Source organism: Rahnella contaminans (assembly GCF_011065485.1).
GTDB lineage: Bacteria > Pseudomonadota > Gammaproteobacteria > Enterobacterales > Enterobacteriaceae > Rahnella > Rahnella contaminans.
The window spans coordinates 338474-363380 of sequence record NZ_JAADJS010000004.1 but is presented as its reverse complement, the minus strand read 5'-3'; the positions used below and the strand labels follow the sequence as shown (position 1 = coordinate 363380).

The 24907-nt window shown below is 54.4% G+C and carries 22 protein-coding genes; 8 read left to right on the top strand and 14 right to left on the bottom strand.

Annotated elements, in window-relative coordinates:
* The first annotated feature begins 14 nt into the window (after positions 1–14).
* Positions 15–926, top strand: a complete 912-nt coding sequence (locus GW579_RS18865; RefSeq protein ID WP_165061083.1) for a LysR substrate-binding domain-containing protein — start codon at positions 15–17, stop codon at positions 924–926.
* 1 nt (position 927) lies between these two features.
* Here the strand turns inward: GW579_RS18865 and GW579_RS18860 are convergent, their stop codons facing one another.
* A complete protein-coding gene (locus tag GW579_RS18860; protein ID WP_101077441.1) occupies positions 928–1335 on the bottom strand; it encodes an OsmC family protein in 408 nt (135 codons plus the stop codon).
* Between the two features lie 362 nt (positions 1336–1697).
* On the opposite strand from GW579_RS18860, the gene crp reads away from it, so the two are divergent.
* Together crp and GW579_RS18850 are read left to right on the top strand one after the other, a co-directional pair.
* Complete coding sequence (crp, locus tag GW579_RS18855) at positions 1698–2330, top strand: cAMP-activated global transcriptional regulator CRP (RefSeq protein ID WP_013573634.1); 633 nt, start codon at positions 1698–1700, stop codon at positions 2328–2330.
* Between the two features lie 61 nt (positions 2331–2391).
* Positions 2392–4467, top strand: coding sequence for a YccS/YhfK family putative transporter (locus GW579_RS18850; RefSeq protein WP_165061080.1), 2076 nt, complete (start codon positions 2392–2394; stop codon positions 4465–4467).
* Positions 4468–4657: 190 nt separating this feature from the next.
* Here the strand turns inward: GW579_RS18850 and argD are convergent, their stop codons facing one another.
* The 8 genes from argD to GW579_RS18810 all read right to left on the bottom strand — a co-directional run bounded on the left by argD (position 4658) and on the right by GW579_RS18810 (position 12625).
* Positions 4658–5872 (bottom strand): bifunctional acetylornithine/succinyldiaminopimelate transaminase, encoded by a 1215-nt coding sequence (gene argD, locus GW579_RS18845; RefSeq protein ID WP_165061078.1) that lies wholly within the window; start codon positions 5870–5872, stop codon positions 4658–4660.
* A 122-nt stretch (positions 5873–5994) separates the two neighbouring features.
* Complete coding sequence (locus tag GW579_RS18840) at positions 5995–6567, bottom strand: aminodeoxychorismate synthase component II (RefSeq protein WP_165061060.1); 573 nt, start codon at positions 6565–6567, stop codon at positions 5995–5997.
* A gap of 92 nt (positions 6568–6659) precedes the next feature.
* Complete coding sequence (locus tag GW579_RS18835) at positions 6660–7262, bottom strand: putative adenosine monophosphate-protein transferase Fic (RefSeq protein ID WP_152327498.1); 603 nt, start codon at positions 7260–7262, stop codon at positions 6660–6662.
* Entirely contained in the window at positions 7252–7422 is a 171-nt protein-coding gene (locus GW579_RS18830; protein WP_152327499.1) for a YhfG family protein, read from the bottom strand. Before GW579_RS18830 ends, GW579_RS18835 begins: the two co-directional genes overlap by 11 nt.
* A gap of 96 nt (positions 7423–7518) precedes the next feature.
* Complete coding sequence (locus tag GW579_RS18825; protein ID WP_165061057.1) at positions 7519–8724, bottom strand: DUF4432 family protein; 1206 nt, start codon at positions 8722–8724, stop codon at positions 7519–7521.
* Positions 8725–8965: 241 nt separating this feature from the next.
* Positions 8966–10489, bottom strand: a complete 1524-nt coding sequence (locus tag GW579_RS18820; RefSeq protein ID WP_165061054.1) for a helicase HerA-like domain-containing protein — start codon at positions 10487–10489, stop codon at positions 8966–8968.
* 140 nt (positions 10490–10629) lie between these two features.
* Entirely contained in the window at positions 10630–11196 is a 567-nt protein-coding gene (gene ppiA, locus GW579_RS18815) for a peptidylprolyl isomerase A (RefSeq protein WP_152327502.1), read from the bottom strand.
* A gap of 145 nt (positions 11197–11341) precedes the next feature.
* Positions 11342–12625 (bottom strand): cytosine deaminase, encoded by a 1284-nt coding sequence (locus tag GW579_RS18810; protein WP_165061051.1) that lies wholly within the window; start codon positions 12623–12625, stop codon positions 11342–11344.
* 222 nt (positions 12626–12847) lie between these two features.
* Here GW579_RS18810 and nirB point away from each other — a divergent pair, with 222 nt between their 5' ends.
* The 5 genes from nirB to GW579_RS18785 all read left to right on the top strand — a co-directional run bounded on the left by nirB (position 12848) and on the right by GW579_RS18785 (position 20382).
* Positions 12848–15400, top strand: coding sequence for a nitrite reductase large subunit NirB (gene nirB, locus GW579_RS18805; protein WP_165061048.1), 2553 nt, complete (start codon positions 12848–12850; stop codon positions 15398–15400).
* A complete protein-coding gene (nirD, locus tag GW579_RS18800) occupies positions 15397–15747 on the top strand; it encodes a nitrite reductase small subunit NirD (RefSeq protein WP_152327505.1) in 351 nt (116 codons plus the stop codon). The genes nirB and nirD overlap by 4 nt, the downstream gene beginning before the upstream one ends.
* Before the next feature lie 60 nt (positions 15748–15807).
* A complete protein-coding gene (gene cysG, locus GW579_RS18795) occupies positions 15808–17190 on the top strand; it encodes a siroheme synthase CysG (protein ID WP_165061045.1) in 1383 nt (460 codons plus the stop codon).
* A gap of 239 nt (positions 17191–17429) precedes the next feature.
* Entirely contained in the window at positions 17430–18575 is a 1146-nt protein-coding gene (locus tag GW579_RS18790) for a collagen-like triple helix repeat-containing protein (protein WP_165061043.1), read from the top strand.
* An 88-nt stretch (positions 18576–18663) separates the two neighbouring features.
* The gene (locus GW579_RS18785; protein ID WP_420821554.1) at positions 18664–20382 is read left to right on the top strand and encodes a ShlB/FhaC/HecB family hemolysin secretion/activation protein; all 1719 of its coding nucleotides are present in this window, start codon (positions 18664–18666) and stop codon (positions 20380–20382) included.
* 81 nt (positions 20383–20463) lie between these two features.
* Here the strand turns inward: GW579_RS18785 and trpS are convergent, their stop codons facing one another.
* From trpS to GW579_RS18760, 5 genes are all read right to left on the bottom strand, one after another.
* Positions 20464–21480, bottom strand: coding sequence for a tryptophan--tRNA ligase (gene trpS, locus GW579_RS18780; protein WP_165061038.1), 1017 nt, complete (start codon positions 21478–21480; stop codon positions 20464–20466).
* A 1-nt stretch (position 21481) separates the two neighbouring features.
* Positions 21482–22180 (bottom strand): phosphoglycolate phosphatase, encoded by a 699-nt coding sequence (locus GW579_RS18775; RefSeq protein WP_165061035.1) that lies wholly within the window; start codon positions 22178–22180, stop codon positions 21482–21484.
* Positions 22173–22850 (bottom strand): ribulose-phosphate 3-epimerase, encoded by a 678-nt coding sequence (rpe, locus tag GW579_RS18770; RefSeq protein ID WP_152327511.1) that lies wholly within the window; start codon positions 22848–22850, stop codon positions 22173–22175. The genes GW579_RS18775 and rpe overlap by 8 nt, the downstream gene beginning before the upstream one ends.
* A gap of 49 nt (positions 22851–22899) precedes the next feature.
* A complete protein-coding gene (gene dam, locus GW579_RS18765) occupies positions 22900–23715 on the bottom strand; it encodes an adenine-specific DNA-methyltransferase (protein WP_152327512.1) in 816 nt (271 codons plus the stop codon).
* Between the two features lie 80 nt (positions 23716–23795).
* Positions 23796–24845: an SPOR domain-containing protein gene (locus tag GW579_RS18760; protein WP_152327513.1), complete on the bottom strand. Its 1050-nt coding sequence runs from the start codon at positions 24843–24845 to the stop codon at positions 23796–23798.
* Between the last annotated feature and the right edge of the window lie 62 nt (positions 24846–24907).

Sequence of the window (24907 nt, the reverse complement as noted above, 5' to 3'; positions counted from 1 at the left end):
TCAAGCGAGGCGACATGCGTTATTTACCGAAATTGCAGCAACTCAAGGTTTTCCAGCAGGTTATCCGCAGCGGCAGTATTCGCGGCGCGGCGCGGGCGATGAATCAGTCGCAGCCCGCGGTCAGCAGAACCTTGCGGGAACTGGAACAAACGCTTGAAACTCAGCTTATCGTGCGCGGCAATCAGGGCATGGCGCTGACGGAAACCGGCCGCGCCTTTGCGCAGCGCATGCAGTTTATTCTCGAAGAACTTGAACGCGCGGCGGATGAGATCCGGCAGATTAATCAGTATTCGCCGGGTTCGGTGGCTATCGGGTTTTCATCACTGCTGGCGCTGACGGTATTTCCGGCCCTCAGTGAAGCGTTCAAAACGCAATTTCCCCAGTCCAAACTGCTGATTAAAGAAGGCCAGCTTTCGACGCTGTTACCGGCGCTGCGTGAAGGGAAACTCGATTTTGCCGTCGGGACCGCCGGGCCGGGTTTTCCGCTGGAGGATTTGGTGCGTGAGCCGCTGTTTAGCGCCCCTTTTGGCGTGATTGCGCGGCAAGGGCATCCGCTGGCAGATGCCACCACGCTCGACGAATTGCAGTGCGCGCGCTGGGTGTTGCCGGAAACGGATATGGGTTACTACCAGCAGATTCAGCTTTCGATGAACGGCTTTAACGCACCAGCCGGGGAAACGCCGGTAAGAACGGATTCGGTAGTGTGCGGGCTGAATATGGTGTTGCAGTCGGATTATCTGACGATTGTGGCGAAGGCCATGCGCGCGCCGTTCGGCTTACAGGACAGGCTTTGCCTGCTCAATATCGATACGCTGCCGGAAGCGGAATATTGCGTGCTCTATTCGCAGAAATCGCCGCTGACGTTTGCCGCGCGGCGATTTCTGGATTTACTGCGAAGTCAGTGCCAGTCGTATCACTGGTCGTGACTTATTCGGCGTTCACTACTTCAAAACTGTGGGTGATTGTCGCGGCTTTGCCCAGCATCAGGGAAACGGAGCAATATTTTTCCGCAGACAGGCTGACTGCGCGTTCCACAATTTTATCCGTCAGGTCTTTGCCGGTGACGATGAAATGCAGGTTGATGTGCGTGAACAGACGCGGTGCTTCCTCGCGGCGCTGAGACGTCAGTTTCACTTCGCAGTCACGCACGTCGTTGCGGCCTTTTTGCAAAATAGACACTACATCAATCGCGCTGCAACCGCCCGCCGACATCAGCAACATTTCCATCGGGCTCGGGGCTTTGTCGCCCGCATTACCATCCATTGTGATCTGATGGCCCGACGCTGACTCACCTAAAAACGTCAGCCCTTCTACCCATTTTACGCGTGCGTGCATGTGCTCTTCTCCCGGTGGATAAATTCGTCAAATTTTCCCCTCAGACTACCCTTTCACCCAAAAACTGGCAACGTAACCCGATCGCCATCATGCTGAAGCGAGACAACAGAAGACAGCATTGCAAACCTGTGTTACAAACAAAGCCGAAACATACTTTCCAGTAAATTGCGGTGACGGTTTTTGCGGTTTAAGAACAGAACCCACGGTGTTAACAGCAATAATCAGGCTGTTTCACTCCGACATCCGCTTGCAGCATTTCTGGGGAGTTATATGCTGAAAGGGCGCTTTTTAAAGTAAGTGCCGTACAGGGAACTCTGAGCCCTGTGATTTTGGGCAGCGATAACAACAGAGGATAATAGCAAATGGTTCTCGGCAAGCCACAAACAGACCCGACTCTCGAATGGTTCCTGTCTCACTGTCATATACATAAGTATCCTTCTAAAAGTACGCTGATTCACCAAGGTGAAAAAGCCGAAACGCTGTACTACATCGTGAAAGGGTCGGTTGCCGTCCTGATTAAAGATGAAGAAGGCAAAGAAATGATACTGTCATACCTTAACCAAGGTGACTTCATCGGCGAGCTGGGACTCTTCGAAGAAGGGCAGGAACGCAGTGCCTGGGTGCGTGCTAAAACTGCCTGCGAAGTGGCTGAAATTTCTTATAAAAAATTCCGCCAGCTGATTCAGGTAAACCCGGATATTCTGATGCGTCTTTCCGCGCAGATGGCAAACCGTCTGCAAGTGACGTCAGAGAAAGTCGGCAACCTTGCCTTCCTCGACGTAACAGGCCGTATCGCGCAAACTTTGCTTAATCTGGCTAAACAGCCTGATGCAATGACCCATCCGGACGGGATGCAAATCAAGATCACCCGTCAGGAAATCGGCCAAATCGTCGGTTGTTCACGTGAAACAGTCGGACGTATTCTCAAAATGCTGGAAGATCAAAGCCTGATCTCCGCACACGGTAAAACGATTGTCGTTTACGGCACACGTTAATCCCTCAGAAATTGGCGCGGCAGCTAACTGTCGCGCCTTTTTTATGGGCTAAGCTTTACGCATGACGCTATGGCGAAGACTGTTCTATCATCCCGAAGTTAACTACGCGCTGCGCCAGACGCTGGTGTTGTGCCTGCCTGTTGGCATTTGCTGGCTTTTTGGCAATCTGCAAATGGGTCTGCTGTTCTCTCTGTGTCCCGCCTGCTGCAATGTCGCGGGTCTGGATACGCCACACAAACGCTTTTTCAAACGTCTGATGGTCGGCGGCACGCTTTTTGCCCTGAGCAGCATTCTGCTGCAAGTGATGCTGGAAAGCTGGCACATTCCCCTGCCGCTCATCATGTTCTCGCTGGCGTTACTGCTGGGCGTGACCGGTGAAATCAGCCCGCTGCATGCGCGTCTGTTGCCCGGTGCGCTGGTGGCGACCATCTTCACGCTGAGCATGGTGGGTCTGCGCCCGATGTGGCAAGCTCCGGCGCTGTTCGCCGCAGGCACCGCCTGGTACGGTATCTTTAACTGGGCGTGGTTTCGTATTTCAAAAGAACAACCGATGCGCGAAACCCTCAGCCAGCTCTATCTGCAACTGGCAGATTACTTCGAGGCGAAATACAGCCTGCTGACGCAACACACCGATCCTGAAACCGCGCTACCGCCACTGCTGGCGCGTCAGCAACAGGTTATCGATCTGATTGCCCTGCTTTATCAGCAACTGCACATGCTGCCGCAACACGGACATCATCATCACCATAAGCGACTGTTCCAGCGTTTTCAGGTCGCACTCGATTTGCAGGAACACATCACGGTGAGCCTGCATCAGCCGGAAGAAGTGCAAAAGCTGGTGGAAGAAAGCCACGCCGAAGCGGTTATACGACGTAATGCGCAGGTGATCTCCGCCCGTCTGCGGGTCATCGCTGATGACATTCTTTATCACCGTTTATCCGGGCGATTTACGATGGCCAACGAACTGGCCGCGCTGGAGAAAATAGCCGCGCGCAATCCGGAGAATCCGGTCGGTCAATTTTGCTATTACCATTTCAGCCGCATTGCGCGTTTATTGCGGACACAACGTCCGCTGTACCGACGCGATCTGATGAACACTCAGCCCCGCTTACCTTTCTGGCCGGCGTTGAAAAGTTATCTTTCCTTTAAATCGGTCGCGCTGCGCAATGCTGCCCGGCTTGGCATCATCCTGGCGATTGGCAGCAGCCTTGGTCTGTTTTTCAATCTGCCCAAGCCCTACTGGATTTTGCTGACCATCATGCTGGTCAGCCAGAACGGCTATAACGCCACGCGCGTACGTATCCAGCACCGTGCGCTGGGGACGCTGGCCGGATTACTGATTGCATCCGGATTGCTGAAGCTGGAATTACCCGAAAGCACCACGTTGCTCTGCATGCTGCTGATTACTTTGTTGTCCTACACGGTTTTACGCAAAAACTACGGGCTGGCAATGGTAGGTATGACAGTGACAGCCGTGTATACCCTGCAACTGCTGGCGATGAATGGCGTACATTTTCTCGTACCACGGCTGATAGATACGCTGATCGGCTGTGCGCTGGCTTTCGGCGGCACCATCTGGTTGTGGCCGCAATGGCAAAGCGGTTTGCTGCGCCAGAATGCGCATCAGGCGCTGGAAACCTATCAGAACGCAATCCGGTTGCTGCTTGAGGAAAATCCGGATGCCGCGAAACTCGCTTACACCCGAATGCAGGTCAATCAGGCGCATAATAAACTGTTCACCTCACTGAATCAGGCAATGCAGGAACCGGGCTTTAACTCGCATTATCTGGCGGATATGCGTCTGTGGGTGACGCACAGTCAGTTTATTGTCGAGCACATCAATGCGATGACTATTCTCGCCCGCGAGCACTACATGCTGCCGGAGAAACTGGCGACGGAGTATTTGCAGACCTGCGAAATCGCGCTGCAAAGCTGTCAGCAGCGGTTGCTTTACGACGGGCCCGGTGGTGAGAACACCTTGTTTAATGCGCCGGAGCTGCATCCGGATATGCCGCTGACCGAAATGGAACGCCACCTGCGGAGGGTGATATCGCATCTGAGTGTGATGCATACTATTTCGTCACTGGCGTGGAAGCAGAGACCACATCATGGGATCTGGTTAACGCGGCGGGCGTGATTTATAACTCCCTCCCCCTGCAAAAGGGAGGGGTGGGGTATTAAGGTCGGCTTAATTGTCTGAGTTGCCCTCAAACCAACACCCCATCCCAGCCTTCCCCTCGTGAAAGGGGAAGGAGCAAAAGTAAAACCTTTCAGCCATTGCAGGATAGAAGTAAAACGTCGATCTCCCCTTCGCAAGGGGGGAGCAGTCAGCCTGTAACTTTTGCCACAGCTTTCTCAAAGCGCCCCATCCCTTCTTCAATATCCGCGAAGTCGATAACCAGTGATGGTGCAAACCGGATCACATTCGGGCCCGCCACCAGCATCATCAACCCGAACTCAGCGGCGGCGGCATGAAACTCTCCGGCGCGGTTTTTGAAGGCATCCGACAGCTCGGCGCCAATCAGCAACCCCTGCCCGCGGAATTCGCTGAAGACAGAATATTTCTGGTTGATGGCATCCAGCGCGCTGATGAATTTCTCGCGGCGTTCATTGATACCGGCCAGCACGTCTGGCGTATTGATAATATCCAGTGCGGCTTCGGCGACGGCACAGGCCAGCGGGTTACCGCCGTAGGTGGTGCCATGTTTGCCCGGTTCCATCACCGATGCAACGTCTTCCGTTGCCAGCATGGCGCTGACAGGGAAACCGCCGCCCAGCGCTTTGGCGGTGGTCAGAATGTCCGGCGTCACGCCGTAATGCATGTAGCTGAACAACTTACCGCTACGCCCCATACCGCTTTGCACTTCATCGAGCACCAGCAGTGCCTGATGTTTGTCGCAAAGTTCACGCAGCCCTTGCAGGAATTCTTTGGTGGCCGGTGTCACCCCGCCTTCGCCCTGAACGGGTTCGACCACAATTGCGCAGGTATGATCGTCGATCACCGCTTTTACCGCGTCCAGATCGTTGAAGGGCACATGTACGATGTCAGCAGGTTTCGGGCCGAAGCCGTCGGAATATTTCGGCTGTCCGCCGACTGAAACAGTAAACAACGTGCGGCCATGGAAAGCGTTATGGAAAGCGATGATCTTACTTTTGTACGGGCTGTGGCGGTGGGAAGCATAATAGCGCGCAAGTTTGAATGCGGCCTCATTAGCTTCAGCGCCGGAGTTGGCAAAAAATACGCGGTCGGCAAAAGTGGCGTCGATCAACTTCTGAGCCAGTCGCAGAGCGGGTTCGTTGGTAAATACGTTACTGACATGCCACAGAGTTTCACCCTGTTCATGCAAGGCTTTAACCAGTGCCGGATGACAATGTCCGAGCGCCGTAACCGCGATACCGCCAGCGAAATCAACGTATTCGGTGCCCTGCTGGTCCCACACGCGGCTGCCTTTGCCCTTCACCGGAATGAATTTCGCAGGTGAATAAACCGGCAAAATCACTTTGTCGAACGTACCCCGATCTACCGCTGATTTTTCTGCCATAACCGTTTTCCCTTACTGAAGTAATATGAAAATATAATCACAAAATATGCATAAAAAATCACGCACAGGCAAACAGAAATCACACCTGATGGGTAAGTAATTTTATCAGCAAGATTAACTGATTAGATTTTAAGGAAATTATCCAGAAGCTGATGCCCCTGTTCACTCAGAATGCTTTCCGGATGAAACTGAACGCCATGCAGCGGTAAGGTTTTGTGCATGATGCCCATAATTTCGTCGCGCTGGCCTTCGCGCTCAGTCCACGCGGTGACGTCAAAGCAATCGGGCAGCGTTTCGGGCGCAATCACCAGGGAATGGTAGCGCGTCACCGTCAGCGGATTATTCAGCCCGGTAAAAACGCTGTTGCCGGTATGGCAGATGGGAGAAGTTTTGCCATGAATGGCCTGGCGGGCGCGGACAATCTTTGCGCCGAATGCCTGCGCCATTGCCTGATGCCCGAGGCAGACGCCGAGAACCGGCAGTTTACCGGCAAAATGGGTGATGGCTTGCAGGGAAATTCCCGCCTGATCGGGCGTACACGGGCCGGGCGAAATCACCAGATGTGACGGGGAAAGCTGTTCGATATCCGCAATCGTCAGTTGATCGTTACGCACCACGCTGACTTTTGCCCCCAGCTCGCAAAAATATTGGTAGAGGTTGTAGGTAAACGAGTCGTAGTTGTCGATCAGCAGCATGGTCAATCCCGGTAAAGTCGAAAAATTTACCGGGTAATTCTACGCATTTTTAACCGCAGGCTTCAGCCTTTTTGTCGATCAAGGTGCGCCGGTCAATGTGCCTCATCGATTTCACTGATCACCTGATTAAAAATCGCCACCAGGTCTGTTTCATCGCCAAAAACCGCCGTTTTGTTGGCGGCCAGCCAGCGCTCACGCCCGACTTTGGCCCACTCAATGTCATAACCGGCGTGGATAACCAGCTGCTCGATGAATATTCTCAGCGCGCGCCCGTTACCTTCCCGGAATGGATGCAACAGGTTCAGGCCGGTGTAATAGTGCGCCAGCCGTTCTGCCAGATTATCGTGCGGCCATCCGACCAGAAACTCTTCTTCTTCGAGTTCCTGCATCAGCGCGTTGCCTTCATTTTCGATGTATTCGAAATGGCAAAACTGCGTATCGTCTTTATAAATATCGATTTCGCGGAACTTGCCCGCCCACGGATAGATGTCCTGGAACAGGGAAAGATGGATAGCGCACAGATGCGGTAAGCCCATGGTGGCCGGGCCGAGCGGCATGGCGGCGGCGCGCAGTGCGGTGAAAGCCAGTTCGGCCTGCAACAGACGATGTTCCTCCCGGATCCCGAGGCTGTTTTTCAGAACGTTGATGCCGGGATAGTAGTAAGGATCGGCACCCGCCACGAGTTTATCGTTCATAGTGCCTCCTCAGCTCGGACAAGCGCTGCGAAATTTGTTCGTTATCCAGCGTGACGGCTTCAACCTGCAAACCATCAAGCAGACTGCTGGCCTGAAAGTTCTCCCGCTGACGTTCGCGAAAGAGTTTTTCCTGCTGTCTGAGGGTCATTTTTTTCGCCATATTTCCTCCCCGGATATGGCCATTCGGGCGCATACCTTGTGAAGGTAAGTATAGACAGAGAAAAAAGGGCACCCGGCTGAGTGCCCCAAACTCGGATTATTCAACAGCGATCGGCTGGCTGATGACGTCAGTTTTATGCTCACCCTGCAACGTTTTCACCCGGTCTTCGAGCTGCTTAACCGCCTGCGCGTCTGGCAACAGCGAGTATTTCAGCTCGAACACGGTGCTCTGGCCGGGTTGCAGTTGTTTCACGCGGCCTTGTTTACGCTCAATCGTCACCGGATAAGCATAGTTGGTGCCCGGTTCAATACCGGTGACATACCCCTGTTTCAGCGTGTCGGTGTTTTTCCACAGCGTCAGCAGCGGAAGCTGATGGGTATCGAACTCGATTGACGCGCCTTTATCACCGGCTTTGTTGACGACGCCCGCGACGGTTTTACCCTGCGCATCCGCCAGCGGCACCATGTTGAAGACCATTTCATCGAAGCCTTTGGTTGGCCCTGCGTAAGTCGGCCAGTCGGTCAGGCCTTTTTTGGCGTAATCGTTGAACGGAGAAATGGATTTTAGTGGTGCAATAAAGCGAGCGCCCTGCTCAAGGATTGGCTGACCAAAGTTGCTGTGATAAATAATCTGGTAGTCGTGCGGATAGTCCGACGAGTTGGTGAGTTCATCGTGAATGGTCCAGGACTGGCTGCCCGGCACGTAGCGCAGCTCAGTCCAGGTTTCCAACCTGGCTTTCTTGAAGGTATCTTCTTTGAGCTGCCCGCGCACGGTGATTTCGTACGGCGCTTTTTCTGCAATCTCCACCACGACTTTCGACGCTGGCGTGTTGCCTGCGCGGCCATGCAGCGTATAAATCATGCCGTCCGCGGTCACCGGATGGCCGGTCCATTCAAAGCCGCAGCGCACCATCATTTCGTTGAAACCTTCCAGCCAGCCTACGCCGTTGCGGCTTTCCAGATTGATGTACGCCGGATTCACCACTTCCTGCACCGGCGAATCCCAGCCCAGCCGGATGTTATCGCCGGTGACATGCAGTAAATCCATGCCGCGCGTCGGGCTCAGGGCGATGGTCAGCCCTTTGCTGGTGATCGTAATGACTTTCGACCCTTCCTGTTTACCGCCGTGCAAAACTTTTTGTTCGATGCTGAAATCTGCACCGGTGATATTCAGCTTTTTGCTGTCAGTTTTCCAGTTTCCCAGTTCAGTACCGGCTTCAGCATCCGTCAGCACGATAGTTTGTGCGGCAGCCTGCCACGAAAAAAGCCCCATGACGATCCCGGTTACGAGTAATTTTTTCACATCCACTCCTTTTTGCTGAATTGATTTAGCCCAAAAGCAATTCAGCCTACAAATCCCGCAGGATGAAAAACGTGACAGTCTTCACCTTGATAGGTTTTGCCGTAAAACCACCCGCCACAACGTGCTCAGGGTGGCAAAAGAAGAATGAAACGGGATTTGTTACAGGAAATAGTGAGAAGTCAGGCAGAGAAAACACACACAAAGCTGACGCGTTTCAGCTTCGTGTGTTGAACAGAAGAGATTACTTTTTACGGCCACCCATAATTGAGCCCAAAACGCCGCGCAGAATCTGTCGCCCTAAATCGCGGGCCATACTTTTGGCGGCAACCTGCACCACGCCGTCGCGTTTGCCGCCACGCGGGCCGGTGCTGCCGAACAGGATTTCATTGAGCCCCCCCATCAGGCCGCCGCCGGATCCGGCTTCCGCCGTGGATTTAGCCGCGCCGCCCGGTTGCGGGGCTGCCACGGTACCGAAGCCCTGTGCGGTGATTTTTTCATACGCGGATTCGCGATCCACGCTGTCTTCGTAGCGGCCATACAACGGCGACTGATTGATGGCTTTATTGCGCTCATCTTCCGCCAGCATGCCCATTTTTGATTCGGGGGCGATGACCATGGCACGCTGCACAATTTCCGGCCGCCCTTTTACGTCGAGGAAAGACACCAGCGCTTCGCCGACGCCCAGCTCGCTAATCACCGCTTCCGCATCGAACGCCGGATTGGCGCGCATGGTCTGCGCCGCGGCTTTTACCGCTTTCTGGTCGCGTGGCGTAAAGGCGCGCAAAGCGTGCTGAACCCGGTTGCCAAGCTGTCCGAGCACGCTGTCAGGAATATCCAGCGGGTTCTGTGTGACAAAGTAAATCCCGACGCCTTTAGAACGGATGAGGCGCACCACCTGTTCGATTTTCGTCAGCAACGCTTCAGGCGCGTCATTGAACAACAGATGCGCTTCATCAAAGAAAAACACCAACTTCGGCTGTTCCGGGTCACCCACTTCCGGCAGATGTTCGAACAGTTCCGCCAGCAGCCAGAGCAGGAAAACAGAATAGAGTTTGGGCTGATTAATCAGCTTATCTGCGGCCAGCAGATTGATGATCCCATGACCGTTTTTATCGGTGCGCATCAGATCGTTGATATCCAGCATCGGCTCGCCGAAGAACTGATTCGCGCCCTGACCTTCCAGCGTCAGCAGGCCGCGCTGAATCGCCCCGATAGACGCCGTGGAAATATTGCCGTACTGCGTCTGGAACTGCTTCGCGTTTTCGCCGGTAAACTGCACCATCGCGCGCAAATCTTTCATGTCGAGCAGCAAAAGTCCGTTGTCGTCGGCAATCTTGAAAACCAGCTGCAACACGCCGCTTTGCACGTCATTCAGATCCAGCAACCGCGCCAGCAATAACGGCCCGAGATCGGAAATCGTGGCGCGGATCGGATGACCTTTTTCACCGAAAATATCCCACGGGATAATGCTGCACGCCTGCGGCTGCCAGTCAGTGACGCCGATATTCTTCAGGCGCGCGGCGAGTTTTTCCGAAGGCACGCCTTCTGCGCCAATCCCCGATAAATCCCCTTTTACATCGGCCAGAAAAACAGGAATGCCGATACGCGAAAACTGTTCTGCCATGCGTTGCAGCGTGACCGTTTTACCTGTGCCGGTCGCGCCAGTTATTAATCCATGCCGGTTCGCCAGAGCAGGCAGGACCACCAGATCCTGAACCGGCTGGCCTTCATTCATGGCTTTGGCAATAAGGCGGGGTTCGCTCATTTCTTTTTCCTTGAAAGTGGGACGCGGTAACGCTCTTTAAAACCTATTAGTCAGGACAAGGGGCGTCAAGAAACACCCAACAAAAAGCCTCCCGAAAGGAGGCTTAGATTCTTTGCAGAAAGGAACCGGAAAGCTGAATGTTATGGCAAGACTTTCGCAGAGAGGATAACAATCGGCGTGGTCGGAACGTTCTGGTATGGCCCGACGTTATCGGTTTTCACGGAAGACATTTTGTCGACCACGTCCATGCCTTTGATGACTTTACCGAAAACGGCATAGCCAAAATCACGCTGACCGTGATCCAGGAAAGCATTGTCTGCCACGTTGATGAAGAACTGGCTGGTCGCGCTGTCTTTATCAGCAGTACGCGCCATAGCAACGGTGCCGCGCAGGTTACGCAGGCCGTTGTCAGCTTCGTTCTTAATCGGTTCTTTGGTCGCTTTCTGCTGCATGTCAGTCGTAAAGCCACCGCCCTGAACCATGAAGCCCGGGATCACGCGATGAAAAATGGTGTTGTTGTAATAGCCGCTCTGCGCGTAATCGACGAAATTCTTCACAGAAACCGGTGCCTTCGCACTGTCGAGTTCCAATTCGATATTCCCTGCTGAAGTGGTCAGCATTACGTGGGTTTGACCGGCGGCGAAAACCGGTGACATTGCAGTCAGGGATAGCAGCGCAGTTAAGGCCACTAAAGTACGTTTAAACATGACGGTTCCTTTCTTCAGAATACAAACAACAGATCCCACTGATTCTAAAGAGGCTTTAGGCTCAGCGCCAGACCTTTACCTTTATTTACGCTTAAAACTAAATTATTCAGATATTTCATAATATTACACGGTATTTATCTTAGCGTTAGCTGTTGAAATCTACCGGATAATCTTTATCAAGATGGATGACCGTTTTTGCCGGTTCGGTTTGCGCGATAAGCCGTCCCTGACGGATGGAATATCGCACCGGCGTCTGACGGCGGACAGCATCAAAACCATTCTGTGCAGGCAGGATCACCAGGTTCGCCGGATTGCCATCTTGCAGCGCGTAATCCGTCAGATTCATTGTTCGCGCGCTGTACGTGGTAATCAGCTTCAGGCCATCGTCAATTTGCTGATATCCCATCAGCTGGCAAACATGCAGCCCCATGTGCAAAACCTGCAACATATTGGCGGTGCCCAGCGGATACCACGGATCAAAAACGTCATCGTGACCGAAGCAGACGTTAATCCCCGCCTCCAGCATTTCTTTCACACGCGTAATACCGCGACGTTTCGGGTAGGTATCAAAGCGCCCTTGCAGATGAATGTTTACCAGCGGATTGGCGACAAAATTGATGCCCGACATTTTCAGCAGACGGAACAGCCGCGAAGTATACGCGCCGTTATATGAGTGCATCGCGGTGGTATGGCTGGCGGTGACGCGCTGGCCCATGTTTTCACGCAGCGCCAGCGCCGCCACGGTTTCCACAAAACGCGATTGTTCATCATCGATTTCATCGCAATGCACGTCGATGAGCCTGTTGTATTTCTGCGCCAGCGCAAAGGTTTTGTGCAGCGACTCCACGCCATATTCGCGGGTAAATTCAAAATGCGGAATCGCGCCGACAACGTCAGCACCCAGTTTCAGCGCCTCTTCCAGCAGGGCTTCGCCGTCGGGATACGACATAATCCCTTCCTGCGGAAACGCCACGATTTGCAGCGTAACCCACGGCGCGACTTCGGCTTTCACTTCCAGCATGGCTTTCAGCGCGGTCAGCGTCGGGTCGGAGACATCAACGTGCGTACGGACGTGCTGAATGCCGTTGGCAATCTGCCATTTCAGCGTCTTCCACGCGCGCTGTTTTACATCCTCATGCGTGAGCACGGCCTTGCGTTCTGCCCAGCGTTCAATGCCTTCAAACAGCGTACCGGACTGGTTCCACGCGGGCTGACCGGCGGTTTGCGTCGTATCAAGGTGAATATGCGGTTCGATAAAAGGCGGGATCGCCAGCCCGCCTTCCGCATCCAGGATGTGATCGCCGTAATCGGCATTATCCAGCTGCGAAACGATATGGCGGATCACACCGTCTTCGATTTCTATCTGCCACAACCCTTCCCGATCAGGCAGACGGACATTTTTAATGGTACGCAAAGGAGTTTTCGTCACGCATTACCTCATCGTTTTAGAAAGACTGCGTCGTCAGTGATTGTAAGGCCAATCTTAGAACAATAGCCTGAAAGTGTTTATAAATCGAAAGGTTACACAAAAACCCAATGAAATCAGCTAAATACCTACTAAGGGGTATATTGGAAGCGGCTTGATTTGTATCAATACCCCCTGTTACGCGCGGGTTATGTTTAGCCTCATAAAATCAAAATTGAGGCAATTATGAGCAAAGTCAGACTCGCGATTATTGGTAACGGCATGGTCGGCCATCGCTTTATCGAGGATTTGCTGGATAAAGCGGAGCCGGATCAGTTCGATATCACGGTATTATGTGAAGAGCCGCGCGTGGCCTATGACCGCGTCCATCTTTCCTCTTACTTTTCACACCATACCGCCGAAGAACTGTCGCTGGTTCGCGAAGGATTTTACGAAAAACACAACGTCAACGTGCTGATTGGCGAACGCGCCATCACGCTGAACCGCAAAGAAAAAGTGATCCACTCCAGTAGCGGCCGCACGGTGTACTACGACAAACTGATTATCGCGACCGGTTCCTACCCGTGGGTACCCCCGATCCTCGGTTCTGACGGCCAGGACTGTTTCGTTTACCGCACCATTGAAGATTTGCACGCCATCGAATCCTGCGCCCGTCGCAGCAAACGCGGTGCCGTCGTCGGCGGCGGTTTGCTCGGGCTGGAAGCGGCGGGTGCCCTGAAAAACCTCGGTGTTGAAACGCATGTGGTTGAATTCGCACCCGGTCTGATGGCGGAACAGCTTGATGTGATGGGCGGCAGCCAGCTGCGCCAGAAAATCGAAAGCATGGGCGTGCAGGTTCACACCGCGAAAAACACCAGACAAATCGTTCAGGGCGGAAGCTCTGCCCGCAAAACCATGGAATTCGCTGACGGCACCGCGCTGGAAGTCGATTTTATCGTGTTCTCTACCGGCATCCGTCCTCAGGACAAACTGGCGCGCCAGTGTGATCTCGAAATTGCACCGCGCGGCGGCATCGTCATTAACGACCAGTGCCAGACCAGCGATCCGGACGTTTACGCCATCGGCGAATGTGCGTCGTGGAATCAGCGTACCTTCGGTCTGGTCGCACCGGGCTACAAAATGGCGCAGGTCACCGCAGACCATCTTCTGGGCCGCGAAAATACCTTCACCGGCGCAGACATGAGCGCCAAGCTGAAACTGCTCGGCGTTGACGTTGCGGGTATCGGCGATGCACACGCACGCACACCGGGCGCCCGCAGCTACGTCTATCTGGATGAAAGCAAAGCGTTATACAAACGTCTGGTCGTCAGCGAAGACAACAAAACGTTGCTCGGCGCGGTTCTGGTCGGCGACACCAGCGATTACGGCAATCTGTTGCAACTGGTGCTTAACAGCATCGAACTGCCGGAAAACCCGGATGCACTTATCCTGCCTGCCCACGCGGGCAGCGGCGGCGCAGTGATCGGCACCGACGCCTTGCCGGAAAGCGCACAAATCTGCTCCTGTTTTGACGTCACCAAAGGCGACATCATCAAAGCGGTTCAGGGCGGCTGCCACACCGTCGCGGCGCTGAAATCCGCAACCAAAGCCGGGACCGGCTGTGGCGGTTGTATTCCGCTGGTCACACAAGTGCTGAACGCTGAGCTGAGCAAACAGGGCATCGAGGTGAATCATCACCTGTGCGAGCACTTTGCGTATTCGCGTCAGGAGCTGTATCACCTGATCCGCGTCGAAGGCATCCGTTCGTTTGACGATCTGCTCAATAAATACGGCAAAGGTTATGGCTGCGAAGTGTGTAAACCGACTGTCGGTTCGCTGCTCGCCTCCTGCTGGAATGATTATGTGCTGAAAGCACAGCACACGCCGCTTCAGGACACCAATGACGTCTTCCTCGCCAACATGCAAAAAGATGGCACGTATTCTGTTATCCCGCGCTCACCGGGCGGCGAAATCACGCCACAAGGCCTGATGGCGATTGGCGAAATTGCAGCGGAATATAACCTCTACACCAAAATTACCGGCTCCCAGCGCATCGGGATGTTCGGCGCGCAGAAAGACGATTTACCGGCTATCTGGCAGAAACTGATTAACGCCGGTTTCGAAACCGGTCAGGCGTATGCGAAAGCGCTGCGCATGGCGAAAACCTGCGTCGGCAGCACCTGGTGTCGCTACGGCGTTGGCGACAGTCTCGGTTTCGGCATCAGTCTGGAAAACCGCTACAAAGGCATCCGCACACCACACAAAATGAAGTTCGGCGTCTCCGGTTGTACCCGTGAATGTTCGGAAGCTCAGGGCAAAGACGTCGGGATTATCGCCACCGAAAACGGCTGGAACCTGTATGTCTGCGGAAACGGCGGTATGAAACCGCGCCACGGCGATCTGCTGGCCGCCGATCTGGATAACGAAACGCTGCTGCGCTATCTCGACCGCTTCATGATGTTCTACATCCGCACTGCCGATAAGCTTCAACGCACCTCGGTCTGGATGGACAACCTCGAAGGCGGCATCGACTATCTGCGCAAAGTGATTATCGATAACAAACTCGGCCTGAACGATCAGCTGGAAGCCGAACTGGCACGTCTGCGTGAATCTGCGGTTTGCGAATGGCAGGAAACGCTGAACGACCCGGCGGCGCAGACCCGCTTCACGCACTTTATCAACAGCGCGCAGCGCGACCCGAACGTCCAGTTCGTGTCAGAACGCGAACAGCACCGTCCGGCGCGCCCGGACGAACGCATTCCGGTGAAAATGATCGCCGACGGGGAGGAAGTATTATGAGCCAGTGGTTAACGCTTTGTTCTGTTGAGCAAATCCTGCCGGGCTGCGGCGTTTGCGCGCTGGCGGGCGATCAGCAAGTTGCGCTGTTCCGTCCTTACGCTGATGAGCAGATTTTCGCGCTGTCGAATATCGATCCCTTCGCAAAATCAAGCGTGCTTTCACGCGGGATTATTGCCGAACATCAGGGCGAATTGTGGGTCGCCAGCCCGCTGAAAAAACAGCATTTTCGCCTGACGGATGGTTTGTGTATGGAAGACGATACGCATTCGATTCCGGCCTTTGAGGTTCGTGTTCAGGGCGGCAGCGTGGAAATCAATACCACCAGCCTTCACGCAGAAACCTGCTAAACTCCGCGCCTTTCACGCCGCCTTCGGGCGGCGTTGTTATCTGCTTTCGGGAACGTCGTCATGGATTATTTGCCCCTCTTTTGTCAGTTAAAAAACAGAGCCTGTCTGCTGGTGGGCGCCGGTGACGTTGCCGAACGCAAAGCCCGTTTGCTGCTGGATGCCGGCGCGAAACTGACGGTCAACGCCCTCACCTTCACGTCGCAATTTGAGATTTGGGCAGACGAAGGCAAAGTCCGCCTGCTGAAAGGCGAATTCTCGCCGCTGCTGGTCGATGAAAAGTGGCTGGTCATTGCCGCGACGGATTCTGATTTAGTGAATCAGGAAGTCAGCGAAGCCGCCGAGCAACGCCGCGTTTTCTGTAACGTGGTGGACGCACCGGAAAGCGCGAGCGTGATCATGCCGTCGATTATCGACCGTTCACCACTGATGATCGCCGTCTCTTCCGGCGGCAATGCGCCGGTTCTGGCGCGCCTGTTACGCGAACGTCTGGAATCCATTTTGCCGCAACATCTGGGCAAACTGGCGCAGGTAGCGGGCGGATTACGCGCACGGGTCAAAGCGCAGTTCAGCGAAATGTCCGACCGCCGCCGCTGGTGGGAAAAGCTGTTTAATCATCATCGTCTGGCGCAATCACTGGCCAATAATGACGACGCGCAAAGCGGGCAATATCTCGAAGAATTATTCAGCGAGCCGGTGGATAAACACGGTGAAGTGATTCTGGTCGGTGCCGGGCCGGGCGATGCCGGTCTGCTGACGCTCAAGGGTTTGCAGCAAATGCAGCTGGCCGACGTGGTGGTTTACGACCGGCTGGTTTCCGACGGCGTGCTGAATCTGGTGCGCCGCGACGCCGAGCGCATTTTCGTCGGCAAGCGCGCCGGGCATCATTGTGTTCCCCAGGAGCGCATCAACGAAATTCTGCTGGAACAGGCGCAAATGGGTAAACGCGTTGTGCGCCTGAAAGGTGGCGATCCGTTTATCTTTGGTCGCGGCGGCGAAGAGCTGGAAGCACTGAAAGCCGCGGGCATCGCGTTTTCCGTTGTGCCAGGCATCACGGCCGCCTCGGGTTGTTCCGCCTACAGCGGCATTCCGCTGACGCACCGCGATCATGCGCAAAGCGTACGGCTAATCACCGGCCACGCCAAACAGGACGGCGCACTCGACTGGGCATGTCTGGCGCAGGGTCAGCAAACGCTGGTGTTTTATATGGGGCTGACGCAGGCGGGCGAGATCCAACGGCGTCTGCTGGAAAACGGTCTGGCAGCACAAACGCCTGTCGCGCTGGTCGAAAACGGCACCAGCCAGCAGCAGCGCGTGGTCACCGGAAACCTGACTGACCTCGAAAATCTGGCTAAACAGGTGCAAAGCCCGAGCCTGATTATCGTCGGCAGCGTGGTCAGCCTGCGCCATAAACTCAACTGGTTTGCCAGCGAAACGCCGCAGTAACACCCCTCCCCGCCCGAAAACTCCATTTATTTTTTTAATCAATTCAGAGAAGTGATATGACTTTCACTTCTCTGCCTTAAATTATAAGAGAATTCTTATAACAGAATAAAATTCCTTAATTTCGGAAATCACTCTCTTAAAACCAAAATATTCACCCCACACAAATGGAATATTCAGAATCTTCAACTTAGACTTTATGTACGCCGACTGTGGCGTAATCTCCCGTGGAGGGTCAAATCATGCGCCATACCATTCATGTTGGTCATGTTAACAAGGTTGCTTTGGCAATCTTAGTCGCCCTGTCACTGGCTGCCTGTAGCGGCAGTGGCGGCGGCGGTTCTTCTCATACGGCAAAAACGTCCACCACCGGCTCGGCAACGACCGGAGACGGGACAACAACAGGCAGTGACGGCACCACGACCGCCGGAAATGGAACCGGAACAGGCACCACAACGACCGGTGACGGAACCACCACCGCAGGTAATGGAACCGGCACCGGAACGGGTACGGGGACAGGCACCGGGACAGGGACAGGGACCGGATCGACATCCACCACACTCACTACCGGCACCATCCTGAGCAGTGCGGGTGGCGCAGTCAGTGGCCTGGGGACACAAGTCAGCAGTATCGCCAGCCAGACACCTATCAGTAATATTCCGGTCGCAGGTTCAGGCGTTGTGACCATTGTTGACAGCGCCGGGAATGCGGTGACGTCCGTGGGCAGCGGTATTCAAAACGGTGTCGGCCAGTTTGGCACCAATCCTAATGCCATCGGCACCACGGTCGCAGGCGTGCCAAAAGCCGTGGCTGATTTAGGCACCGGCGTATCCGGTCTTGGAACATCCATTGCCGCTAACACCGCCGGCACGCCGCTGGGTGGCATAACCGGTGCGACGGGCGGTCTGGTAAATAACGTCGGATCACTGGTCACCACGACCGGTAACGGTCTGGCGCAAAACGTACAGAGCGGCGCGCTTTCCGGCGTCACGACGGCAGCGACGGGCATCGTGACGCCGGTTGTCGCCAATGTACAAACCACCACCCAAGCCGTGGGCGGCGCGACCGGTTTAGGTACGCCTGTTAACGGTTTGCTGAATCAGGTGGGCGGCGCGGTCAGCTCCGTCGGGACACAGGTTTCTACCAGCACACCGGCGCTGGCGGGTCTGGGCACCGCAGTTACAGATACCGGCCAGGCAGTGTCTAAAACCGGTACGCTTCTGGTTCCGGCCAGCAGCACAACGACGACCACCGCCAGTAATTCCAGTGGTATTTCTGCTGGCGCAGGCGCTTCGCTCACACAATCAGGTGGCCTGATTGCGGGCGTCGGGACCACGCTGGGGACGGTCACCGGCGGGCTGGGCCTGAAGGTGAATAAAACACCATAGTACATTGTTGTAAAAAGCCCGCTGTCCGGACATCCGGGGAGCGGGCTTCTCCCTCCGGGTTCCCACATTTGCCTGTGCGTTCAAAGGAATGTTTATGAGAATAAAATCCTGCATAGTGGCGTTACTGGGCTCTGTCGTTGGTTACAGTTCGGCAGACATGTTCCCTACTTTGATTGACCCGAATAACCCGGCCAAACTGGCTCAGCCGATTTCACAGCCTCCGGCTAAAACACAAAAAATCGAACTGCCCGCACAAAAAAACGCCCCCAGCCTGACGCCTCAGACGCTGATAGAGGTGAAGCACATTCAGTTTGTCGGCGGCACGCAATATCCGCTGGATTCTCTGGCTGCGCCTTTCGCTCCTTTTGTCGGCAAGAAAGTGCCGCTGTCGCAGCTACTGGCGGCCGCGGACGGAATTACCCGGCGTTATCATCAGGACGGATTCGTACTCTCTTATGCCTACCTTCCGGCGGATAATTTCAAAGATGGCGTGGTGAAAATCGGGCTGGTCGAAGGGTATATTTCCGGCACGCAGATCCACAGCGATAATCAGCAGGTCGGTCGCTGGCTGAGCAAACTGTCGCAACACATTATGGCGGATAAACTGCTGACGCAGGATACGTTCGAACGCTACACCCTCCTGATGGAGCGCACGCCAGACACCAAAGTGACCGCCTCCGCCAATAATCCGGACAATATCTACGGCGCGACCGTCCTCAATGTACAGGCTTTGCGCCCGCGCAACTGGAACATTCAGACTGCGGTCGATACGCGCAAAGGGGACAGTTCCGCAGTGGTCAACGCCACACTCAGCGGGCTGAGCACTTACGGCGAACAGTTGGGAATTGCGACATTAATTCCGCTGGAAAGCGACACGCGGAAAACCTATGCCGGTCTGAACTATCAGCAATATCTCGGTGACGACGGGCTGCTGATGCAGCTCAAAGGCAGTTATTACCAGCAGAAAGACAAAGACTACAACACCATTTTATCGCTGCCGAACGGCATCAACGTCGGTTCGCAGAATACTCAGACGCAATACAACGGCGGCGTCGTGTTCAGTTATCCGTTAGAGCTGACACGGAAAAAACAGTGGACGATCAGCGGCGGGCTGGATTATCTCGACAAAAAATATGATTACGATTTGCAGGCAAGTCTGGGAAACCAGCGCGTGCGGCTGCCGGAAGTGAATCAGCGCATACGCTACCCGGCGGCAGAAATCACACTGGCCGGTTATCGCGAATATGACCAGTCCTACTGGAGCACGAAATTTAACGTCCGCCAGGGGATCGACGGGCTGGGCGCGACGAATTCCACGCCAAATGCCGATCTGTCGTTTACCCGCTGGAAATTCAACGGCGATGCAGCGTATCTGTTCGACAAAAAATGGCGGCTCAGTACGTCAGTTGAAGGAGACTGGTCAGACAATGATTTGCCGGAGCCGGAACGGGTGAATTTCGGCGCGCTGCATTACGGGCGCGGCTATCCGGACAGCGATGCGCAAGGCGATTACGGCGTCGGCGGCCAGGTGGAGCTGCGCTATATCCACAATCTGGAACAGGGAATCTGGCTGAAAACCATTCAGCCTTACACGGTGATCGACGGTGCGCACACCGAATTCAATCAGGCCGGATTACCGAAACAGAATCTGTCGTCTTATGCGATTGGCGTGATGTTTGGCGATAACCGTCACTACACGTTATCGGTCGAAGCCGCACGGGCCATTGGTGATGTACCGCTCGACAGCCATTCCCGCGACTGGCGCTACAACGCAACGTTTACCTACAACTTCAGCGCCGGTTCTTAACGCGTTCTTCACCCGGAAACCCCAAACAAAAAAGCCACGTCCCGAAAGGCGTGGCTTTTCATTTTCAAACAGACTCAGCGATTAAGGCGCGGTCACAAAACCGATAGCTTCATAGGCTTTTGCCAGCGTCACTTTTGCACGCGCGCGGGCTTTCTCAGCGCCTTCACGCATCACTTCCTGCAGGTAAGCTTCGTCGTTACGGAAACGGTGATAACGTTCCTGCACTTCGGTCAGCATACCGGCAACCGCTTCAGCGACAGCGCCTTTCAGATGACCATACATCTGGCCTCCGAACTGGGCTTCCAGTTCCGGAATCGGTTTGCCGGTCACGCCGGACAGAATATCAAGCAGGTTAGAAACGCCCGGCTTGTTTTTCACGTCATAACGTACGACAGGCGGCTCTTCGGAGTCGGTCATCGCACTTTTGATTTTTTTGGACACCGCTTTCGGATCTTCCAGCAGGCCGATCACGTTTTTACGGTTGTCATCGGACTTGGACATCTTTTTAGTCGGTTCCTGCAACGACATTACGCGCGCGCCGGATTTCGGAATAAACGGCTCAGGCACGGTAAACACATCACCGTACAGGGCATTGAAGCGGCTGGCGATATCGCGGCTCAGCTCCAGATGTTGTTTCTGGTCTTCACCGACCGGCACCTGGTTGGTCTGGTACAGGAGAATATCGGCGGCCATCAGCACCGGGTAATCAAACAGACCCGCGGTGATGCTTTCGCTGTTAGACGTTTCGTAGCGCGCTGATTTGTCTTTGAATTGCGTCATACGACCCAGCTCGCCGAAATAGGTATAACAGTTCAGCGCCCAGCTCAGCTGGGAATGCTCAGGAACATGAGACTGCACAAAGATGGTACTTTTCTTCGGATCAATGCCGACAGCCAGATACAGCGCCAGCGTATCAAGCGTCGCTTTACGCAGCTGAGCGGGATCCTGGCGTACGGTGATCGCATGCAAATCGACGATGCAATAAATGCATTCGTAATCGTCCTGCATATGAACCCATTGACGCAGCGCACCCATGTAGTTGCCAATGGTCAGTTCACCGGAAGGCTGTGCGCCACTAAATACGATGGGTTTACTCATTTTATGCTTCCTGATCTTTTAAAGATGACAGCCCCAGAGTGGGCAAAAGGTCGGCGAAATGATCCAGCACGCGATCGGGTTTCGTCAGCGCGATAGATTCACCGTAGTTATAGCCGTAAGTCATGCCCACACACGGGCAGCCCGCCGCCTGAGCGCACTGAATATCGTTGCGGGAATCGCCAACAAATACCATTTCACTGGCACGCAGACCGAGTTTTCCCAGCATCAGATAGACCGGTGCCGGATGCGGTTTTTTCACCACGACGTCATCGCCGCCAATCACCAGCGAGAAATAGCTGTCGATGCCCAGTGAGGCAAGCAGAGGCGCGATAAACGGCGTAGGTTTGTTGGTGACCAGCCCTAATGGCAGATCCAGAGCCGCCAGCGCAGCCAGCGTTTCTTTCACCTGCGGGTATAAACGGCTGCCTGAAGCGGCGGTATCGGCGTAGTAGTGGTCAAACTTATCGCGCACTTTTTGCAGGAACTCTGGTGACAAATCACCTTCTGCCCAGCGAACCGCGCGTTCAACCATCACGTCGGCACCGTTACCAATCCAGGTGCTCAGGCGCTCAACGCCTGCGGCCGGTAAGCCAAAATCACGCAGCGCCAGATCAATCGCTTCGGAAAGGCCCGGCGCGCTGTCGACCAGCGTGCCGTCTAAATCGAACGCAATGCCGCGTGCAACAAGAGGCTCAGTCATGGGAGACCTTAGCCAGTTCACTGCGCATATGGTCAATCACGGTGCGGTAATCAGGCTGGTTAAAGATGGCGGAACCGGCGACGAACATGTCTGCACCGGCTGCGGCGATTTCGCGGATATTCTCGGCTTTCACGCCGCCATCAATTTCAAGGCGAATGTCGTAACCGCTGTCATCGATAATTTTGCGAACCTGACGCAATTTATCAAGCGTTCCGGGAATGAATGACTGACCGCCAAAGCCCGGGTTGACGGACATCAGCAAGATCACATCAAGTTTATCCAGAACATAATCCAGATAACTCAGGGACGTAGCAGGGTTGAAAACCAGACCGGCTTTACAGCCGTGGCTTTTAATCAGTTGCAGCGAGCGGTCAACGTGCTCGGAGGCTTCAGGGTGGAAAGTGATGTAAGACGCCCCGGCTTCTGCGAAATCCGGGATCAAACGATCGACCGGTTTCACCATCAGATGCACGTCGATAGGCGCCGTGATGCCGTAATTGCGTAATGATTTGAGGACCATCGGCCCCATCGTTAAATTCGGGACGTAATGATTGTCCATCACATCAAAATGGACGACATCTCCGCCAGCTTCCAATGCTTTCGCCGTGTCTTCACCCAGGCGGGCAAAGTCAGCCGATAGAATGGACGGTGCAATCAAAAACTGTTTCATCCGCTTCTCCAAACGATAAGGTTCCCGAAAATCACCGGCTAGCCGGTAATCAGCGATATAACGCTAAAAGTTCATTTACCATGCTGCGTTGAGCCACTTTGCTGCTGATCGTCCGGCGCGCCGAGACGCGGTGCAGCTGTTTCGCCTCTGCATACCATTCCAGCGTCAGCGGTGTTTCATGGTTGGAAATCAGCACCGGCACATTATTCTCATGGGAAAGCTGATACGCCAGCCGCGCCAGATTGCGCTGATCTTCCATACTAAAACTGTTGGTGTGGTACGCCGTAAAATTGGCCGTCGCCGAAAGCGGTGCATAAGGGGGATCACAATACACCACCGAGCCAGACTGCGCTTTCAGCAAAGTGTCCTGATAATGCTCGCAAACAAACACCGCATTGCGGGCTTTTTCCGCAAACCAGTGGAGCTCTTCTTCAGGGAAATACGGCTTTTTATAGCGTCCGAACGGGACATTAAACGCACCACTGAGGTTATAACGACAAAGACCGTTGTAACAATGGCGGTTGAGATAGAGGAAAAGTACCGAACGACGATAAGGATCGCTGCTGGCATTAAACTCAGCCCTCAGTGCGTAAAAACGATCTGATTCATTAAACTCAGGCGTGAAAAGCACACGGGCGTCGCGTACGAATTCTTCGGTACGCATTTTCACGATGTTATAGAGATTGATCAGGTCGCTGTTGATGTCCGCCAGAATATAAGCGTCATACTCGGTATTCAAAAATACCGAACCCGCGCCAACAAAAGGCTCTATCAAACAATCTCCCGCTGGTAGATGACGTCTGATGTCATCAATCAGCGGGTATTTGCCGCCAGCCCACTTCAAAAACGCGCGGTTCTTCTTCATGCCGTCAGTTAGCTACTTATACAATTCACAGCCGCGGATTGTATCCTGTTTTTAGACAGCAAATCGCGTTGAGATCAGATTCATTTTTTCAGGTCTTGCTGTACCTGATGTACAGGTTTGACCCACGGTTTTTTCGCCTGAACTTCCGCAGGCAAGCTGGAAATGGCACGTTTAGCTTCAGCGGAAGAAGCGTAGTTACCACTGACCAGCACAAACCACGGCTTCCCGTCGCGGGCTGTCTGATAAACCAGATAATTTTTCAGGCCCTGCTGTCTTGCGAATGCATTCAACGTGCTGGACTGAGAAGCGCCGCTCAATTGCAGGGTAAAGTGCGAACCCGGAGCAGACTTAATCATCGATGCGCTGCCGGAAGCAACAACAGGGGCTGAGACAGCCGGTGCTGCTGACGGATGTGTCGCAGGAGATTTCGTCGCCTGAGGCTGAGACTTCGCGGTCTGCGACGCCGGTTTGTGTTCAGCCGGTTTCGCGGTATGAGCAGGTTGAGTATTACGCGCAGGTTGTGCAGGGCGTGTATGCGTTGCTGAAGACTGAGAGGCAGCAGGCATCTGAGTCCGCGCCGAACCGTTCACCGTAGCCGGGGCTGTCGGTAAAGAGGTCAGTGACTGGGCTGCGGGTGTCATGCTGCCTTGCGCTACGCCATCCACCTGATTCTGCTGGGAAGATAAAGCATCGCCCATATCGCCTGGCAGATCGACACGCTCTTTCTGCCCGTTATCTGGCAGAGGCTGCGCTTCAGTCGGTGTAGAAGAAACTGGCGGTAAACCAATGCTCTGAGGTTGCTGGCCGTTAGCCGCCTGCGCCGTATTCGCCTGTGCTTGCGCCGAAGGCTGAGCCGGTGCGGCCGCATTGTTGCCCGCAAGGTCGTTGCCCGCAAGATTGATGTCTTTAGGCCCGTTGTTCTGCTGCGCGGATGGGGTAGTCGCTGGCGACTTCATGGCGGAACCAATGCCGACAATCAGTAATATCAGCACCACAATACCAATGCCGATCATCACGTACTGACGATTCACAGGAACCTTTGGAATGGAAGGAGACGGTTTGCGCGCGCGCGGTGGGCGGCGATCGCTGGTGTCTGGTTTGAGATCGTCTTCCGGTGTTAAATCATCCATCTAAAACCTCCAACCCGGCTAAAAACCTGAAACAGGTTTTACGCGGAGCAACTATCCTGACT

Bases quoted from the DNA above. Each gene is read 5' to 3' on its own strand.
- GW579_RS18835 (WP_152327498.1), bottom strand. From the start codon at position 7,262: ATGAACGATAAACTCGTGGCGGGTGCCGATCCTTACTACTATCCCGGC.
- GW579_RS18840 (WP_165061060.1), bottom strand. From the start codon at position 6,567: ATGCTGCTGATCGACAACTACGACTCGTTTACCTACAACCTCTACCAA.
- GW579_RS18785 (WP_420821554.1), top strand. From the start codon at position 18,664: ATGTTTATGAGAATAAAATCCTGCATAGTGGCGTTACTGGGCTCTGTC.
- GW579_RS18850 (WP_165061080.1), top strand. From the start codon at position 2,392: ATGACGCTATGGCGAAGACTGTTCTATCATCCCGAAGTTAACTACGCG.
- GW579_RS18830 (WP_152327499.1), bottom strand. From the start codon at position 7,422: ATGGCGAAAAAAATGACCCTCAGACAGCAGGAAAAACTCTTTCGCGAA.
- GW579_RS18775 (WP_165061035.1), bottom strand. From the start codon at position 22,180: ATGACTGAGCCTCTTGTTGCACGCGGCATTGCGTTCGATTTAGACGGC.
- nirD (WP_152327505.1), top strand. From the start codon at position 15,397: ATGAGCCAGTGGTTAACGCTTTGTTCTGTTGAGCAAATCCTGCCGGGC.
- dam (WP_152327512.1), bottom strand. From the start codon at position 23,715: ATGAAGAAGAACCGCGCGTTTTTGAAGTGGGCTGGCGGCAAATACCCG.
- GW579_RS18860 (WP_101077441.1), bottom strand. From the start codon at position 1,335: ATGCACGCACGCGTAAAATGGGTAGAAGGGCTGACGTTTTTAGGTGAG.
- cysG (WP_165061045.1), top strand. From the start codon at position 15,808: ATGGATTATTTGCCCCTCTTTTGTCAGTTAAAAAACAGAGCCTGTCTG.
- GW579_RS18865 (WP_165061083.1), top strand. From the start codon at position 15: ATGCGTTATTTACCGAAATTGCAGCAACTCAAGGTTTTCCAGCAGGTT.
- rpe (WP_152327511.1), bottom strand. From the start codon at position 22,850: ATGAAACAGTTTTTGATTGCACCGTCCATTCTATCGGCTGACTTTGCC.
- nirB (WP_165061048.1), top strand. From the start codon at position 12,848: ATGAGCAAAGTCAGACTCGCGATTATTGGTAACGGCATGGTCGGCCAT.
- GW579_RS18790 (WP_165061043.1), top strand. From the start codon at position 17,430: ATGCGCCATACCATTCATGTTGGTCATGTTAACAAGGTTGCTTTGGCA.
- GW579_RS18820 (WP_165061054.1), bottom strand. From the start codon at position 10,489: ATGAGCGAACCCCGCCTTATTGCCAAAGCCATGAATGAAGGCCAGCCG.
- argD (WP_165061078.1), bottom strand. From the start codon at position 5,872: ATGGCAGAAAAATCAGCGGTAGATCGGGGTACGTTCGACAAAGTGATT.
- crp (WP_013573634.1), top strand. From the start codon at position 1,698: ATGGTTCTCGGCAAGCCACAAACAGACCCGACTCTCGAATGGTTCCTG.
- GW579_RS18760 (WP_152327513.1), bottom strand. From the start codon at position 24,845: ATGGATGATTTAACACCGGAAGACGATCTCAAACCAGACACCAGCGAT.
- trpS (WP_165061038.1), bottom strand. From the start codon at position 21,480: ATGAGTAAACCCATCGTATTTAGTGGCGCACAGCCTTCCGGTGAACTG.
- ppiA (WP_152327502.1), bottom strand. From the start codon at position 11,196: ATGTTTAAACGTACTTTAGTGGCCTTAACTGCGCTGCTATCCCTGACT.